This window comes from Streptomyces longwoodensis (genome assembly GCF_001514125.1).
GTDB lineage: Bacteria > Actinomycetota > Actinomycetes > Streptomycetales > Streptomycetaceae > Streptomyces > Streptomyces longwoodensis.
Map to the genome: position 1 here is coordinate 726,159 of NZ_KQ948549.1, position 15,549 is coordinate 741,707.

Consider the following 15,549-nt stretch of genomic DNA (forward strand, 5'->3'; position numbering starts at 1 on the left):
CCAGCCTGGGTCGCGCGGCAGCCGTGAACAACTTGCAGCGATTGTGCGTCGTATAAGCTGGAACGAGTGCGAGGACCTGAGGAGGGAGACCGCGATGGCCGTCACGGGCGAGCGGGAGGACACGGCCGACGCGGCGGGGCTGACCACGGGCGCGGTCGCCCGGCGGGTCGGTGTCTCGCCGACCACCCTGCGGTCCTGGGACCGCCGCTACGGCCTCGGTCCCGCGGTGCGCGCGGAGGGCCGGCACCGCCGCTGGAGTCCCGTGGACATCGCCATGGTGGAGGAGATGTGCCGCCTGACGTCGGCCGGGGCGCCCCCCGCCGAGGCGGCCCGGGTGGCCCGCCTGCGCCACCACCCGACCGCCCCGCCGGTCGACCCCGCGTCCGCATCCCTCCCGCTGTCCCCCCAGGAGCCCACGCCCCCGGCCGATGGTGAGGGCGATGCCGACGCCGGACCCGGCGCCGCGCCCACCGACCCCCGGCCCGAACCCGGCCTCCGGATCCCCGCCCGGCGCGGCGGTGCCGGTGGCGGGCTGCCGCTCGGCGGTGACGTCCGGCAGGAGTGCCGGGGCCTCGCCCGGGCCGCGGTGCGCCTGGACGCGCCGGAGCTGGAGCAGCGCCTGCTCGACGCGGTCGACCGGCACGGCCTGGTGGTGGCCTGGGAGGAGGTGATGGTGCCGACGCTGCGCGCGGTCGGCCGCAAGTGGGAGTCGTCCGGCGACCGGTACGTGGAGGTCGAGCACCTGCTGTCCTGGCACATCTCCAGCACCCTGCGCGGCGTGCCCTTCCTCTTCCCGCGCCGCGACCCGGTGCCGGGGGCGGCGCCGGTCGTGCTGGCCTGCACGCCGGGCGAGCAGCACTCGCTGCCGCTGGAGGTGCTGACCGCGGCCCTGGCAGAGCGGGGACTGCCGACGCGGACCCTGGGCGCCGCGGTGCCGACGGAGGCCCTGCTGGCGTGCGTGCGGCGCACCGGCCCGGCCGCCGTGGTGCTGTGGGCGCAGACCCGCTCCACCGCATCGCTCCCGCTGGCCCGGCACGTGGCCGGCCTGGAGTGGGGCACCGCGGGCGCCCGCAGGCGGCCCACGGTGCTGCCCGCCGGCCCCGGCTGGGACCGGCGGGCGTCGGCCGGCTTCCCGCGCTGCTCGGGGCTGCGCGAGGCGGTGGACACGCTCGGTCGCCTCTGCGAGGACGGCGCGCGGCTCCCCGCCCGCGGCCACTGAGCGGGCCGGCCCCGCCCAGCCCGGCAAGCGCTCTGCTCAGCCGGGCAAGCGCCGGCCCGGCCCGGGAAGCGGCGCGCTCAGCCCGAACGCGCCCCGCCCGGCCCGGGAAGCGCCCCGCCCGGCCCGGGAAGCGCCCCGCTCAGCCCGAACGCGTCGCGCCCGGCCCCGGAAACGCCCCGCTCACCCCGGGAAGCGCCCCGTGGAGCGCAGCTCCCAGCGCCGTTCCGCGTACGCCAGGTCGTCGCGCCACAGCCGGGCGGCTGCCGCGCGGATGAAGGGCCGCAGCGCCGGAGCCGCGCGCCGGGCCGCCGCGAACCCGCGCCGCTCGGAACCGGCGACCACGGCCTCCACCACCGCCGTGCGCGGCCGGCCCCGGGCGTCGCGCCCGAGCGGGGTGGCGTGGGTCTCCACCACCGAGCCCCGGCCCTCGCCCTCCGTGATCGTCATCAGCACCGTGCGCGGGCCCGGGGCGGTGAACTCGGCGCGCACCGGGACGACGAGCCGGCCGGCGACCTTGAAGGACACGTCCACCGTGAAGGAGTCGACCTCGTCGGTGCGGCCCGGTGCCCGCACCACGGTCAGGTCGACGAACGAGTACGGGTGGAACCAGGCCCCGTGCCAGGGGTCGAGGCGGTTGGCCACCACGTCCTCCGGCTCGCACACGCCCACCGTGGTGTACACGGCGGACAGCGCGTCGGCCGCCGCCGGGCGGGTCGGCACCAGGGGCGCGTCGGTCGGTGCCTCACCGCCGCTCCCGTCCAGGCGCACCCAGAGCAGCACCCCGTCGTCGTGGACCGGCCAGGGTTCCCACCCGGCGAACGGGCGCCCGTCCAGGGCCAGTCCGTGCCAGTGGCACACCAGGGTGCCGCAGCGCACCGGGCTGTCCCGCAGCGGGGCGCCCAGGTGCGGGCAGGCACCGGGCCCCGCGACCGGCCGCCCCTCGGCGTCCCGCCACAGCACCATCTCCCGCCCGGCGACCGTGCGGCCGAGCGGCCGGTCCGCGCGCAGGTCGCGGGAGGCGCCGACGACGTACCAGTTGCCGGTGGGCCGGGCCTGCGCCCGCTTCAGGGCCTGCGCGATCAGCGCGGGCTTGGCGTCCCGCCAGGTCGGCTGCTGCCGCTCCCAGCGCACCGGCGAGCGCCGCAGCCGCACCGGGGGCCGGTACCGTCCGGGCCGGGGACTCATGCCACCTCCTGGTACGAACGGTCCGCCGGAGCCGCCTGCACGGGGGCGCCGGGGGAGCGGCGGTCGGTCAGACGGGCCGCGGCCACCCGGACCAGCCCGTCGGCCGCGACCAGGGCCCTGCGCCGGCGCGGCACCACCGAGCGCCGGTGCAGGACGGCGTACCCGTCGGCGGCGACGGCGTCGAGGATGCCCCCGTACAGGACGAACGCCGTGCGGATGCACGGCCGCGACACCGGGCTGAGCATGGCGATGCCCGGCGCGGCACGCCGGTACGCGGCCCGGGTCACGGACGCGAACTCCCGCAGTGCGGAGGTGACCCGGTCGTCGGTGCGGCCGGTGTCGCGGCAGTGCCGCAGCCGCCCGCGGTCGACGCCGTGCGCGGCCAGCAGGTCCTCGGGCACGTAGACCCGGCCGCGGTCGAGGTCCTCGCCCACGTCCCGCAGGAAGTTGGTCAGCTGGAAGGCGACGCCCAGCTCGGCCGCGTGGGGCGCGGCCTCCTCGCGGGGCGTCACCGTGCCCAGCACCGGCAGCATCTGCAGGCCGATCACCGCCGCGGAGCCGTGCATGTAGCCGCGCAGGTCGTCGTAGGTGGCGTACGAGCCGACCGTCAGGTCGCTGCGCATGGAGGCCAGGAAGTCGGTGAACAGGTCGTGGTCGATCGCGTGGCGGCGGGCGGTGTCGGCCAGCGCGCGGGCCACCGGGTGGGCCTCGCGCGGGCCGGGCCCGTCGTGGGCGAGGGTGCGGGCGAGGTCGTCGCCCAGCCGGTCCAGGGCGCGGGCCCGCTCGTCGTCGGGCGCTCCGTCGAGCGCATCCACGATGTCGTCGGCCCAGCGGGCGAAGCCGTACAGCGCGTGCACGGCGGGGCGCCGGTCCGGGGTGAGCAGCCGGGTGGCGAGGAAGTAGGTCCGCCCGTGGCGGGCGTTGAGCTCGCGGCTGCGCAGGTAGGCGGCGCGCAGCTCGGGGTCGGTGACGCCCGCGGCGTCCAGTTCTCGGGTCGTCACGACCGGGCTCCTTCGGCGAGGGGAATCGTGCGCGGGCGCCGGGCCGCGGCCGTGCGGCCCGCCCCGGTGATGCGGGCGGCGGCCAGCTTCCCGGACCACAGCACCGGCGGTACGCCGACGCCCGGGGTGGTTCCGCAGCCGGCCAGGACGGCGTTCTCGGTGCCGCGCACGAGGTTGCGCGGGCGGAACGGCCCGGTCTGGGCGAACGTGTGGGCGGCGGAGAACGGCGTCCCCGCGGCGAGGCCCTGTCCCGTCCAGTCGGCGGGGGTCACCAGGCACTCCTCCTCGATCGACTCGGCGATGCCGGTCAGCCCGCGCCCGTCCAGCTCGCGCAGCAGGCTGTCGCGGTAGCGCGGTCCGAGGTCCTGCCACTGCGCCGCCCCGGGACCGATCCCGGTGTGCGGGCAGGGCGCGAGGACGTAGTGCAGGTGCCGGCCGGGCGGGGCCAGCGACGGGTCGGTGGCGGTGGGCCGGGTGATGAGCAGCGAGGGGTCGCTCATCAGCTCCCCGGTGCGGGTCAGCTGGTCGAAGGTGCGCCGCCACTCGTGGCCGAACGAGATGGTGTGGTGGGCCAGTTCGGGCCAGGTGCGGTCGCAGCCCGCGTGCAGGATCACGGCCGAGGGCGCGTGCCGCAGCCCCAGCGGGCGGCGCGGGGTGCGGCCCAGGAGCCGGTAGGTCACCGGCAGGTCGGGGGTGAGGACCACGGCGTCGCAGGGGATGCGCAGGTCGTCGGTGACCACGGCGCTGATCCGCCCGCCCGAGCGCTCCAGCCGGGTCACCGTCTGCCCGTGGTGGAAGGTCGCGCCGGCCGCGGCCGCCACGTCGGCCATCGCCTGCGGCAGGGCGTGCATCCCGCCGCGCGGGAAGTACACCCCGGCGACGGTGTCCATGTACGCGATCACCATGTACGCGGCCAGGGCGCGCTCGGGCGGCACGCCCGCGTACAGCGCCTGGAAGGTGAACACCCGGCGCAGCCGCTCGTCCTTGAGGTACTTGCCGACCCCGGACTCCCAGCGGCCGAAGCCGCCGAGGGCGGCCAGCCGGGCGAGGTCCGGGGTGAGCAGCTGCCACGGCGAGTCGAAGTCCGCGTCGAGGAACCGGCCGCGCTCCGCCCGGTACAGCCGGGTGAGCCGCTCGCGCAGCCGCCGGTAGCCGGCCGCCTCCGCGGGCCCGGCGAACCGGGTGACCTCCTCGGCCATGGCGTCGCCGTCGGTGTGCACGTCGAGCCATGTGCCGTCGGCGAACCGGGCCCGGTAGGCCGGGTCGAGCGGGATCAGATCGACGTGGTCGCGCAGCGCGGTGCCGACCGCGGCGAACGCCTCGTCGGCGATCTCCGGCATGGTCAGCACGGTCGGCCCGGTGTCGATGGAGTAGCCGCCGCGCACGAGCCGGCCGGCCCGGCCGCCGGGCAGCGCGTCCCGCTCCACGACGGTCACCCGGCGGCCCGCGCCGAGCAGGTGGAGGGCGGCCGACAGCCCCGCCAGACCCGCGCCGACGACCACGACGTGATCGGTGGGTCCCTGGACGGTGCGGGTCATCGAGCCACCTCCGCCACGGCGACGGGAAGGGAGCTCGCGGCTGCGGCGGCTCCGGCGGGCGGTGACGGCGCGTGCGCCGGGCGGTGTCCCGGGGCCGCCGCCCCGTCCCTCGGCCCGCTGATCTCGCCCAGCAGGTCGCGCAGGGCGGCCGCCGCCCGCGGCTGCGGCAGCTCCGCCAGGGCGACGTGCCGCAGAGCCCTCCGGGACAGCCGCGTGATCCGCGTCTCCACGGCGTCCCGCGCCCCGGTGGCGACCACCACCTCCCGCACCTGGTCCAGCCCGGCCCCGGTCAGGTCGGCCCGGCCCACGGCGGCGTCCAGCACCTCCAGCGCGTGCCGGTCCCCGGTGCCGACGGCCCGCGCCCGGGTGAGGGCCATCAGGTACGTCGGCTTGCCCTCCCGCACGTCGCCGCCGGACGGCTTGCCCGTCACGCCCGGGTCGGCGAACAGGTCGTCCAGGTCGTCCCGCAGCTGGAAGGCGAGCCCGGCGCAGCGCCCGGCCCGGCACAGCGCCCGGGCGACGGACGCCTCGGCGCCCGCGAGGACGGCTCCCAGCTCCAGGGGCCGCTCGACCGTGTACAGCGCGCTCTTCAGGCAGGCGGCGCGCACGGCGCGGGCGACGGTGTGCCGGGCGGTCGCCTGCCCCTGCACGTCCAGGTACTGCCCGGCGACCATCTCGGTCCGCGTGGTGCGCCACACCTCGTGCGCGCGCCGCGCCGCGCCCGGGGGCAGGTCCGCGCCGTCCGCCAGCAGCTCCGTCACCGTGTCGTCGGCCCAGGCCAGGGCCAGGTCGCCGGCCAGCACGGCGGCGGACTCCCCGAGCCTTCGGGCGGTGGCGGGCGCGCCGTCGCCGTACTGCGCGGCGACGGCCGCGTGCAGCGCGGGCCTGCCCCGTCGCACGGCCGCCGCGTCCATCACGTCGTCGTGGACCAGCGCGCACGTCTGGAGCAGTTCGAGGGCCGCCGCGGCGCGCAGCGCCGCCCGCACCTGCGCCCGGTCCCCGCCGCCGCAGGCGCGCAGCGACCACCACAGCAGCCGCGGCCGCAGCCGGCGCCCGCCGCGCAGGGTGAAGTCCGCGACGCGCTCGGCGACGTCCCGGGCGAACAGCGGATCCAACGTCCGGGCGTCGTCCACCCGGGTGGCGAGCAGCCGGGCGAGGGTCGCGCCGACCGCGCCGGCCACGTCCGCGTCCACGGCCGCCGGGTCGTCGGACAGGAGGCCGTCGAGGAGGTCCTGGCCCCCGAAGGGCCCGCCCGCGCCGCTCGGCGCGGAGTACGAGGGGGACGGGTGCGCCCGCTCGCGGGCCTGCTGCGGAGTGTCTCCGGCACCGGGCGGTTCGTCCGGCCGCGCCGTGTGCCGGACGGTCGCCTGGGTGAAACGCATCGCGGATCCTCTCGCCCGTGGTGGGTGTGTCCGTGGTCCGGGTACGGCTGTCGTGTGCGGGAGGTCCGCAACGCCGTGTCGTACGAGTCATTCCGCGCGGGAGGGGTGACCGGATGCGCCGTTCGGGCACAAGCGGTGCCGCCGGGCGGGCCGTTCCACCCGCCGGACGGCCGCACGACACGCCCCGCGGTGCATCCGTGCGGCATGGTCGGCCGGAAACACTGGACGGCACGACGCCCCCGCACGGGACGGCGCCGGCCGGGGAGCCGTATCCGGGAAGCCCGCCGTCGGCGGGGGCGAGAGCTGGGCGAGGGAGCTGCGGGCGTGGATCTGGAGACCGACGTCGCCGTGGTCGGGGCGGGCGCGGCGGGACTGTCGCTCGTGCTCGGCCTGGCACGGCCCCCCGTAGGGGCGCGCCCCCTGGACACCGTGCTGCTGGCCGCCCCGCCCGGCCCGACGCGCACCGCGCCGCGCACCTGGTGCTTCTGGGAGCGGGGCGTGGGCCCGTACGACGAGGCGCTGACCGCCCGCTGGGACCACCTGCGCGTGCGCGCCCCCGACGGCACGGCCGTCACCCGGGCGATCGCGCCCTTGACGTACAAGATGCTGTCGTCCGACGCGTTCGAGACGCTGGTCGCCGACGAGATCGCGGTCAGCGGCCGGACACGGCGCGTGGAGGCGGCCGTCGGGCAGGTCGAACCGCTGCCGGACGGCGCCCGGGTGCACGGGCGGCTGCCCGACGGCGGCCGCGTCACGGTCCGCGCCCGCTGGGTCTTCGACTCCCGCCCCCTGGCGTCCCTGCCGCCCGCGCGCACCACGCTGCTCCAGCACTTCCGCGGCTGGTTCGTCCGGACCCGGACGCCGGTCTTCGACCCGGACGCGGTGGAGCTGATGGACTTCCGCACCCCGCAGCCGGCCCACGGGCTGAGCTTCGGCTACGTGCTGCCGGTCGGCCCGCGCGAGGCGCTGGTCGAGTACACGGAGTTCTCCCGGCAGGTCCTGCCCGGCGGGCAGTACGACCGCGTCCTGCGCCGGTACGTGGAGGACGTGGTCGGGCTGGACGACTACCGGGTGAGCGCCACCGAGCACGGCGTGATCCCCATGACGGACGCCGCCTTCCCCCGGGAGTGCGCCCCGCACGTCTTCCGCATCGGCGCCTCGGCCGGGGCCACCCGCCCCTCGACCGGGTACACCTTCAGCGCCGTGCAGCGGCAGACCCGTGCCGTGGCCGACGCCCTGCACGCCGGCCGCCGGCCGCTGCCGCCCCGCCCGCACTCCGCGCGGGCCCGGCTGATGGACGCCATCCTCCTGCACGCCCTGGACAGCGGGCGGGTCGACGGTCCCGCCTTCTTCAGCAGGCTCTTCGCGCGCGTGCCGCCGGAGCGGCTGCTGCGCTTCCTCGACGGCGCCACCAGCCTGCCCGAGGACCTCGCCGTCGGCGCGCACGTGCCCACCGCCGCGATGCTCACCTCCGCCCTCCGCCTGCCCTTCACCCCGCGCCGGCCCCGTCCGGCCGCCTGACCCCGGAGCCCTCACCCATGCCGCTCCTGCGCGACGCGCGTCTCGCCGACGCCTTCGACCACGCCGCCCGCAGCTACGACACCCTCGTGGCGGCCAACCCCGGCTACCACGCCCACCTGCGCCGCTCCGTCCGGCGGCTCGGTCTGCCGCGGCGCGGCACGAAGTTGCGCGTCCTCGACCTCGGCTGCGGCACCGGGGCGTCCACCGCCGCGCTGGCCGCCGTCCTGCCCGGCGCGCAGATCACCGCGGTCGACGCGAGCGAGGGCATGCTGCGCCGTGCCGCGCTCCGCCCGTGGTCGGCGTCCGTGCGCTTCGTCCACGCCCCCGTGGAGCGCCTCGCGGAGGCGGGCGTCAGCGGCCCGTTCGACGCCGTCTTCGCCGCGTACCTGCTGCGCAACACCGCCGACCCGGACGCCGTGCTGACCGCCGCCCACCGCCTGCTCGCACCGCACGGCCGGCTCGCCGTGCACGAGTACGCGCTCAGCGGGCACCCCGCGCACAAGGCGGTGTGGAACGCGGTGTGCGGCGGACTGGTCCTGCCCGTCGCCACCCTGCTCGGCGACGGCCCGCTCTACCGGCACCTGTGGCACAGCGTGCTCGCCTTCGACACCGCGGGCGCCCTCGCCCGCCGGGTGACGGCGGCCGGGTTCGAACGGGTGCGCGTGCTGCCCCTGCCGGGCTGGCAGGCCGGGATCACCCACACCGTGGTGGCGCGCCGCGCCGCCCGTGGCCACGACACCCTCCGGACGGGAGCCGACCCGCGATGACCTCCCACCCCGAGCCCTCGCGCCCCCTGCCCTCCCGCCCCGGCCCCTCCCGCCCGGGCCGCGACCGGCTGGCACGGCTGCTGCCCGCCGCACCCGGCGCCGACCGCGCCGACCCCTCGACCGCCCCGAGCGTCGCCGTCGTCGGCGGTGGCATCGCCGGGCTCACGGCCGCCACCGCGCTGGCCGAGCGCGGCGTACGCGTCACGCTGTACGAGAGCGAGGCGGTGCTCGGCGGCCGGCTGGCGGGCTGGCCGACCCGGCTCGCCGACGGCAGCACGGCCACCATGAGCCGGGGCTTCCACGCGTTCTTCCGTCAGTACTACAACCTGCGCGCCCTGCTGCGCCGCACCGACCCCGGCCTCTCCCGCCTGAGGGGCCTGCCCGACTACCCCCTGCGGCACTCCGCCGGCGGACAGGACAGCTTCCGGCACGTGCCCCGCACCCCGCCGCTGAGCGCCCTCGGCTTCGTCGCGCTGAGCCCGTCGTTCGGGCTGCGCGACCTGGCCCGGATGAACGCCCGCGCGGCGCTGCCCCTGCTCGACGTGCGCGTGCCGGGCGTGTACGAACAGCTGGACGCGACCAGCGCGCACGACTTCCTGGAGGCGATCCGCTTCCCCCCGGCGGCACGGCACCTGGCCTTCGAGGTCTTCTCGCGGAGCTTCTTCGCCGACCCGCGCCTGCTGTCGGCCGCCGAGATGGCGCTGATGTTCCACATCTACTTCCTCGGCTCGGCCGAGGGCCTGCTGTTCGACGTGCCGACCGAGCCCTTCCCGCAGGCCCTGTGGGACCCGCTGGCCGCCCACCTGACCGGCCTCGGGGCGCGCCTGCTGACGTCCAGCCCGGTCGAGGCCGTCACACCGGACCGCCCCGGAGCCGGGTCCGCGGGCTTCACCGTGGCCACCCGCACCGCCGAGGACCACCACGACGCCGTCGTCCTCGCCCTGGACCCGGGCGCCCTGCGCGACCTCGTGCACCGCTCCGACGGCCTCGGTGACCCGGCGTGGCGCGAGCGCCTGGCCCGGCTGCGCACCGCGCCGCCGTTCCTCGTCACCCGCCTGTGGCTGGACCGGCCGGTCCGCGTCGACCGGCCCGGCTTCCTCGGCACCAGCGGCTACGGCCCCCTGGACAACGTCAGCGTCCTGGACCGCTGGGAGGGCGAGGCCGCCCGCTGGGCCGCCCGCACCGGCGGCTCGGTCCTCGAACTGCACGCCTACGCCCTGCCCGACGCCGGCGACCGGGAGGCCCGGCAGAAGGAGCTCGTCGGCGAACTGCACCGCGTCTACCCCGAGACGGGCCCCGCCCGGGTGGTGGACGTCCGCCACGAGTGGCGCGCGGACTGCCCGCTGTTCCCCGTCGGCGGCTACGCCGACCGGCCGGCCGTGCGCACCCCGACCCCGGGCCTCGTCCTGGCCGGCGACGCCGTCCGCACCGGCCTGCCGGTGGCGCTCATGGAACGGGCGGCCACCAGCGGCTTCCTCGCCGCCAACGCCCTCCTGGACGGCTGGGGACTGCGCGGGCACCCGCTGTGGACCGTGCCGGACGGCGGCCGCACGGCGGCGCTGCGGTGGGCGGCCCGCGCGGCGGGCGGGGCGTGAGACGACCGAGCGGGGCGGGCGCCGGACCGGCGCCCGCCCCGCTCGGTCCGGCGCCTCAGCGCGCCCGCTCGCGGGCCTGCCGGAACCGGTACAGCCCCGCCGACAGCTCCACCACCGGTTCCGGGTAGTCCAGCGCGGCCCGGTCCGGGCCGGCCAGCTTCCACGGCTCGTGGACGGCCGGGGCGTCGACCCCGGCCAGCTCCGGCACCCACCGGCGCACGTACGTGCCGTCGGGGTCGTACTTCTTGGCCTGGGTGAGGGGGTTGAGGACCCGGTTGGGCCGGGTGTCGGTGCCCGTGCCGGCCACCCACTGCCAGTTGAGCTGGTTGTTGGCCACGTCCCCGTCGACCAGCCAGTGCAGGAAGTGGGCGGCGCCGATGCGCCAGTCGACGTACAGGGTCTTGGCGAGGAAGCTCGCGGTGAGCAGCCGGGCCCGGTTGTGCATCCAGCCCTCGTGGCGCAGCTGCCGCATCGCGGCGTCGATCACCGGATAGCCGGTCCGGCCCGTCTCCCACGCCTCGATGTCCGCCGCGGCGGTGCGCCGCGAACGCCAGCTGTCCCGCTTGGTGCGGTAGTCCGCGCGGGCCGCGCCCGGACGGGCGGCCAGCACCTGGCGGTGGAAGTCGCGCCAGGCGAGCTGCCGGACGAGGGCGTCGGCCCCGGGGCCGCCCTGCTTGCGGGCGCGGTGGACCAGCTCCACCGCGGACAGCGTGCCGAAGTGCAGGTGCGGGGAGAACCGCGAGGTGGTGTCGGCGGCCAGGTCGTCCCGCGTGTCGTCGTAGGCGTCCAGCCCCTTGCGCCAGTAGGCCGTCATCCGCCGGCGGCCCGCGGCCTCCCCGCCCGCCGCGAGGGCGGGCGAGACACCGCCGACGTCACCGCGGGCGGGCAGAGGTTCGCCCGTCACGTGCCCGGGCACACTCACCCGGCGCGGGGGCGGGGCGACCGGGCGCAGCACCAGCCGGTCCCACTGGCGGAAGTACGGCGTGAACACGGCGAAGTGGTCCGCGGAGGCGGGCGTCACCGTGCCCGGCGGCACCGCCACGGTGACGGCGTCGTGCACGAACAGGCGGCGGCCGTCCGCCTCCAGCGCCCGCCGCAGCCGCTCCTCGCGGCGGGCGGCGAAGGCGGTGTGGCCGGCGGCCATGTGGATCTCGTCGGCGTCGGCCTCGGTCACCACCCGGCACACCTCCTCGACCAGGTCGCCCGAGCGCACCACGAGCCGCCCGCCGCGCTCGCGCAGCGAGGCGTCCAGGTCGGCCAGGCAGTCGGCGAGGAACGCGCGCCGGTTGGGCGGGTCGAAGCCGGCCGCCGTCACGGCGCGGTCGCGCACGAAGAGCGGCACCACCGCGTCCGAGGCGTCCAGCGCGGCCCGCATCGGCGGATGGTCGTGCAGCCGCAGATCGGCGGTGAACAGGACGACCGAGACGTGCATGGCTTCGACTCTCCTCCGGGTGACGGCGCTGTCCGATGAGGACGGCGGATACTTCCCCCGTCACGCCGCCCACGGATGCGGTCGGCCCGTACGGGTCCGTCACGTCACCCGGACGCCCGCTTCCCGGGCCGCCCGGTCGGCTACCAGGCCCGCAGGGGATCCCCCGCGACGAGCCGGGAGACGAACCCGTCGGGGCCCTGGGCGGGCTCGCCGAGGACGGTGACGCGGTGCATCACCCGGTCGACGTCGAGGTGGGCGAAGTCCGTGGGCGCGAAGTGGCAGGTGCTGCGGTTGTCCCAGAAGGCGATGCTGCCGGGCTCCCAGCGGAAGCGGACGGTGTACTCGGCGCTCGTCAGGTGCTGGAACAGCAGCTCCAGGAGGTGCCGGCTCTCCAGCTCGGAGAAGCCCGTGACGCGGGTGGTCGAGCCGGGGCTGACGAAGAGGGCCCGCTCGCCGGTCTCCGGGTGGACCCGCACGACGGGGTGGACCGCGACCTGCGGGTCGTCGCAGTACATCCGGAGGATGCCGCGGTCCCGCTCGTCCGAATGGCGCAGGTGCACCGCCGAGAAGAAGGCGTGTTCCGCGGTGAGTCCGTCGACGAACTCCCGCAGGGCGGGGGACAGTCCCTCGTAGGCGGCGACCGTGTTGGTCCACTGGGTGTCGCCGCCGAACTCCGGCGTCCGCTCCGCCCGCAGGATGGACAGGTCCGGCGGATTGACGGCCTGGGTGAGGTCGCTGTGCCAGCCGGCGATCGGGGAGAGCCACTTGCGGCGGTAGTCCTCCTCGAAGTTCGCGCCGTAGCGCTCGGTGTCGGCCCTGGGGTCGACGGTGAGGATCTCGGGGTGGCCCTCGGGATGGACGCCGTGCTTGGTGCCGGGGCGGCGGGTGAGCGCGCCGAAGCGGCGGCCGAAGGCGATGTGCTGGGCGTGGTCGATGTCCTGGCCGCGGAAGAAGACCACCCGGTGGGTCAGGACGGCCCGGCGGATCTCCGCCACGGTGGCGTCGTCCAGGTCCGCGCGGAGGTCGACGCCGGAGATCTCGGCGCCGATCCGGCCGGCCACCCGCCGGACGGTGAGCCTGTCGCTCTGCGGGGGCTTCAGGGTTGTGGGCATGCCGGTGCCTTTCGAGGGTCGTTGGAGTGCTTGACGGGTGCGGAGAGGGCGTCAGGCCCGCTGCGCCCACTGCACGAGCAGGGGCAGCAGGACCAGCGCCGCCACCGAGCTCTTGATCACGAGTGCGGCGGACATGTCGATGCCCACCTCGTAGCGCTGGGCGAAGATGAACAGGTTCTGCGGGGCCGGCATCGCCGCGATCAGGACCAGGTAGCGGAGCCAGTCGCCGCGCACCCCGAAGCCGTAGCGGGCCACGGCGAACGCCAGCAGGGGGAAGACCACGCACTTGAAGGCGATGATGCCCGCCTCCTCCAGGGTGGTGCCCCGTACGGACAGCCCCGCCCCGCCCAGGTGCAGTCCGAGGGCGAACAGCGCCACCGGGGAGGCGCTGTCGCCGACGAAGGCGAAGCTGTCCAGGACGGTGTGCGGCAGCCGCACGGACAGCAGGTTGAGCAGGATGCCCGCGTTGCAGGCGATGACCAGCGGCGTCAGCAGGGACGCACCCACGGCCGCTCCGAGTTGCCGGCCCCGGCTGCGGGTGCGGTCCGCCCGCCCCAGTTCCATCACCGCGATGACGACGAGGGACAGCACGCACACCTGGAAGAGGAGCACGGGGAAGATCGGTGCCGCGTTCCCGAACAGCATGATGAACACGGGGACGGCGAAGTAGGCCGTGTTCACCTGGACGGCCGCCATGACGCGCAGCGCGATGCCGCGCGGCTCGCGGACGCCGCAGGCCCACGCCAGCGAGCCGACGAGGACCACCGCGAGACCTGCCGCCGTCGCGTACCCGGTGATCGCCCGCCAGTTGAACAGGGCGCCGAGGTCGCTGGAGTAGATGTTGCCGAACAGGTAGCACGGGACCGCGAAGAGGAAGGCGTAGTCCGCGAAGGCCTTGGAGCTCTCGGCCGGCACCACCTTCCGTCTCGCGAGGACCACCCCGCACCCGAAGGCGAGAATCACCGGCGCGAGCTTCTCCAGCGCCTCGACCGCTCCCATGCATGTGCCCTTGCTGTCATGGCGCCCGTGGAGGGAGCCCCGTTCCCTACCGTGCGCTCGTGACGAGGCGCCGGTAACCGCTGATCAGTGTCCTGACGACCCGGTTGCCGCCGACGTCGTAACGCTGTGCGTCGATCCGCGACACGGGCAGGATCTCGCAGGCCGTGCCGCAGACGAACGCGCCGTCCGCCTCGCCCGCGAAGGAGGGCGCCAGGTCGGCCTCCGTGCAGGCGATGCCCTCCCGCTCGGCCAGCGCCAGTACACAGGCGCGGGTGATGCCGTCGATCGTGCACCGGGTCGTCGGCGTGTACAGGGCGCCGTCCTTGGTGAAGAACAGGTGGGCGCCTGTGGCCTCGACGAAGTCGCCGCGGTCGTCCAGGAGCAGGGCGTCGTCGAAACCGGCCCGCAGCGCCTCGTTCTTGCACACCGTGCCGATCATGTAGTTGCCGGCCGCCTTGCTCTTCACGGGCGCGGAGTCCGGCGCGGGCCTGCGGTAGCGCCCGATGGTCAGCGCTATGCCCTTGTCCACCGCGTCCGCCGCCGCGTAGTAGCCGCTGGGCAGTTCCCACGCGGCGATCGAGGTGTGCACGGACGTCTTCAGGGCGGCGGTCTGGATGACCTCCGACCCGCGCCAGGCGTTCATCCGGACGTAGCCCTCGGTGATCCGGGCCCGCCGCACCACGTCGAGCGTGGCGGTGCGCAGGGTCTCGTCGTCGTACTCGAGGTCGAAGTCCAGGATGCGGGCCGACGCACGCAGCCGTGCGACGTGCTCGGCCGGCATGAACGGGACCCCGCCGTAGACGCGGAGGCCCTCGAAGACGCTGGAGGCGTAGTGCAGGCCGTGGCTGAGGACGTGCAGGGTGGCGTCGGGCCAGTCGACCGCCGCGCCGTCGTACCAGATCGTGCCGGTCCGCTGGTCGAAGGGAATCATGACGGACCCTCAGATCGCCAGGTCGAACAGCGGGTTCTGCAGGTCGCCCACGAGGGCGACGAAACGCCGCTGGTGCGGGGTGACGGCCCGCACCGACACGCCGTGCAGCGCCAGGGGGTTGATGGGGTACATCACCAGCGTGTTGCTCTCGTACGGCACCGTGGTGACCTCCTCGACGTACTTCGGGTCGATGTCGAAGCGGTTGTCCCCGTACTCGGACGCGCTGGTGTGGAACTTGTGGGCCTCCGTGCGGTACCGGTACAGCACCAGGTCACCGCCGGTGGCGTCGTCCTCCGGGAGACGCATGTAGAACAGGCCGCCGAACAGCTTGTACGGCTTGTCGACGTGCGGGCCCCGGTACGACGAAGGCCTGCCGGTCACCGCCGAGTTGATGACGGCGGTGCAGTCCATGAGGATGTCGTGGGTCTCGAAGCCGTCCCGGTTGCGCCGCCCCACCCGCAGCTCGCGCAGCGGGCGTCCGATGCCCTGCTCGGCGTCCGGCAGGTTGGCGAGCAGGTCCTCCTGGAAGAGGTCGAGGAACTCCTGGTAGAACTCCGGCGACGCGTGCCGGGTGACGAAGTCCTTCCAGACCTGCGCCATGGCCGCGTCGCCCAGGATCGCCTCGGACATGTAGTTGTAGCGCTCGTTGGAGGTGATCGGCTTGCCGATCCGCTCGCCTATGTACTCGGCCGTCGGCATGGACTTCGCCAGCGCGTCGTACAGCTCCGCCGGCAGGGCGTCACGGATCACGACGTGCGGGAACGGGTCGCGGCGGATGTCGTCCTCGGTGACGCCGGCCAGCAGTGAGGTGATCGCGGGCGCGTCTTCGCGGGTGTCGGTCACGGGTGCCTCTTCTCTGGGGTGGAG

At 75.9% G+C, this 15,549-nt stretch carries 13 protein-coding genes; 4 read left to right on the top strand and 9 right to left on the bottom strand.

The window, feature by feature from the left end; all coding sequences use genetic code 11:
• Positions 1-94 precede the first annotated feature (94 nt).
• Positions 95-1,219, top strand: a complete 1,125-nt coding sequence (locus AQJ30_RS03280; protein WP_067228318.1) for a MerR family transcriptional regulator — start codon at positions 95-97, stop codon at positions 1,217-1,219.
• 180 nt (positions 1,220-1,399) lie between these two features.
• Here AQJ30_RS03280 and AQJ30_RS03285 read toward each other — a convergent pair whose 3' ends face one another.
• From AQJ30_RS03285 to AQJ30_RS03300, 4 genes are read right to left on the bottom strand one after another with little or no spacing between them, the layout of a single operon-like run.
• A complete protein-coding gene (locus AQJ30_RS03285) occupies positions 1,400-2,404 on the bottom strand; it encodes a DUF5914 domain-containing protein (protein ID WP_067228320.1) in 1,005 nt (334 codons plus the stop codon).
• The gene (locus tag AQJ30_RS03290) at positions 2,401-3,405 is read right to left on the bottom strand and encodes a phytoene/squalene synthase family protein (protein WP_067228322.1); all 1,005 of its coding nucleotides are present in this window, start codon (positions 3,403-3,405) and stop codon (positions 2,401-2,403) included. The genes AQJ30_RS03285 and AQJ30_RS03290 overlap by 4 nt, the downstream gene beginning before the upstream one ends.
• A complete protein-coding gene (gene crtI / locus AQJ30_RS03295) occupies positions 3,402-4,943 on the bottom strand; it encodes a phytoene desaturase family protein (protein ID WP_067228324.1) in 1,542 nt (513 codons plus the stop codon). The genes AQJ30_RS03290 and crtI overlap by 4 nt, the downstream gene beginning before the upstream one ends.
• Positions 4,940-6,325, bottom strand: a complete 1,386-nt coding sequence (locus AQJ30_RS03300) for a polyprenyl synthetase family protein (protein WP_079083758.1) — start codon at positions 6,323-6,325, stop codon at positions 4,940-4,942. Before AQJ30_RS03300 ends, crtI begins: the two co-directional genes overlap by 4 nt.
• A 324-nt stretch (positions 6,326-6,649) precedes the next feature.
• On the opposite strand from AQJ30_RS03300, the gene AQJ30_RS03305 reads away from it, so the two are divergent.
• The 3 genes from AQJ30_RS03305 to AQJ30_RS03315 are packed head-to-tail and all read left to right on the top strand — an operon-like array spanning position 6,650 to position 10,208.
• Positions 6,650-7,846, top strand: a complete 1,197-nt coding sequence (locus AQJ30_RS03305; protein WP_067228325.1) for a lycopene cyclase family protein — start codon at positions 6,650-6,652, stop codon at positions 7,844-7,846.
• Positions 7,847-7,863: 17 nt separating this feature from the next.
• On the top strand, positions 7,864-8,613 hold the full coding sequence (locus AQJ30_RS03310) for a class I SAM-dependent methyltransferase (RefSeq protein ID WP_067228327.1): 750 nt from the start codon (positions 7,864-7,866) through the stop codon (positions 8,611-8,613).
• Entirely contained in the window at positions 8,610-10,208 is a 1,599-nt protein-coding gene (locus tag AQJ30_RS03315) for an FAD-dependent oxidoreductase (RefSeq protein ID WP_067228329.1), read from the top strand. Before AQJ30_RS03310 ends, AQJ30_RS03315 begins: the two co-directional genes overlap by 4 nt.
• A gap of 55 nt (positions 10,209-10,263) precedes the next feature.
• Here AQJ30_RS03315 and AQJ30_RS03320 read toward each other — a convergent pair whose 3' ends face one another.
• The 5 genes from AQJ30_RS03320 to AQJ30_RS03340 all read right to left on the bottom strand — a co-directional run bounded on the left by AQJ30_RS03320 (position 10,264) and on the right by AQJ30_RS03340 (position 15,525).
• Positions 10,264-11,640 carry a cryptochrome/photolyase family protein gene (locus tag AQJ30_RS03320; protein ID WP_067228331.1) on the bottom strand — a complete coding sequence of 459 codons (1,377 nt, stop codon included), beginning with the start codon at positions 11,638-11,640 and terminating at the stop codon, positions 10,264-10,266.
• A gap of 140 nt (positions 11,641-11,780) precedes the next feature.
• Entirely contained in the window at positions 11,781-12,752 is a 972-nt protein-coding gene (locus AQJ30_RS03325; protein ID WP_067228332.1) for a TauD/TfdA dioxygenase family protein, read from the bottom strand.
• A 51-nt stretch (positions 12,753-12,803) separates the two neighbouring features.
• Positions 12,804-13,751, bottom strand: a complete 948-nt coding sequence (locus AQJ30_RS03330; RefSeq protein WP_067228334.1) for an AEC family transporter — start codon at positions 13,749-13,751, stop codon at positions 12,804-12,806.
• 46 nt (positions 13,752-13,797) lie between these two features.
• On the bottom strand, positions 13,798-14,682 hold the full coding sequence (locus AQJ30_RS03335) for an aminotransferase class IV (protein ID WP_067228336.1): 885 nt from the start codon (positions 14,680-14,682) through the stop codon (positions 13,798-13,800).
• Between the two features lie 9 nt (positions 14,683-14,691).
• Positions 14,692-15,525 (bottom strand): hypothetical protein, encoded by an 834-nt coding sequence (locus AQJ30_RS03340; protein WP_067228337.1) that lies wholly within the window; start codon positions 15,523-15,525, stop codon positions 14,692-14,694.
• Positions 15,526-15,549 lie beyond the last annotated feature (24 nt).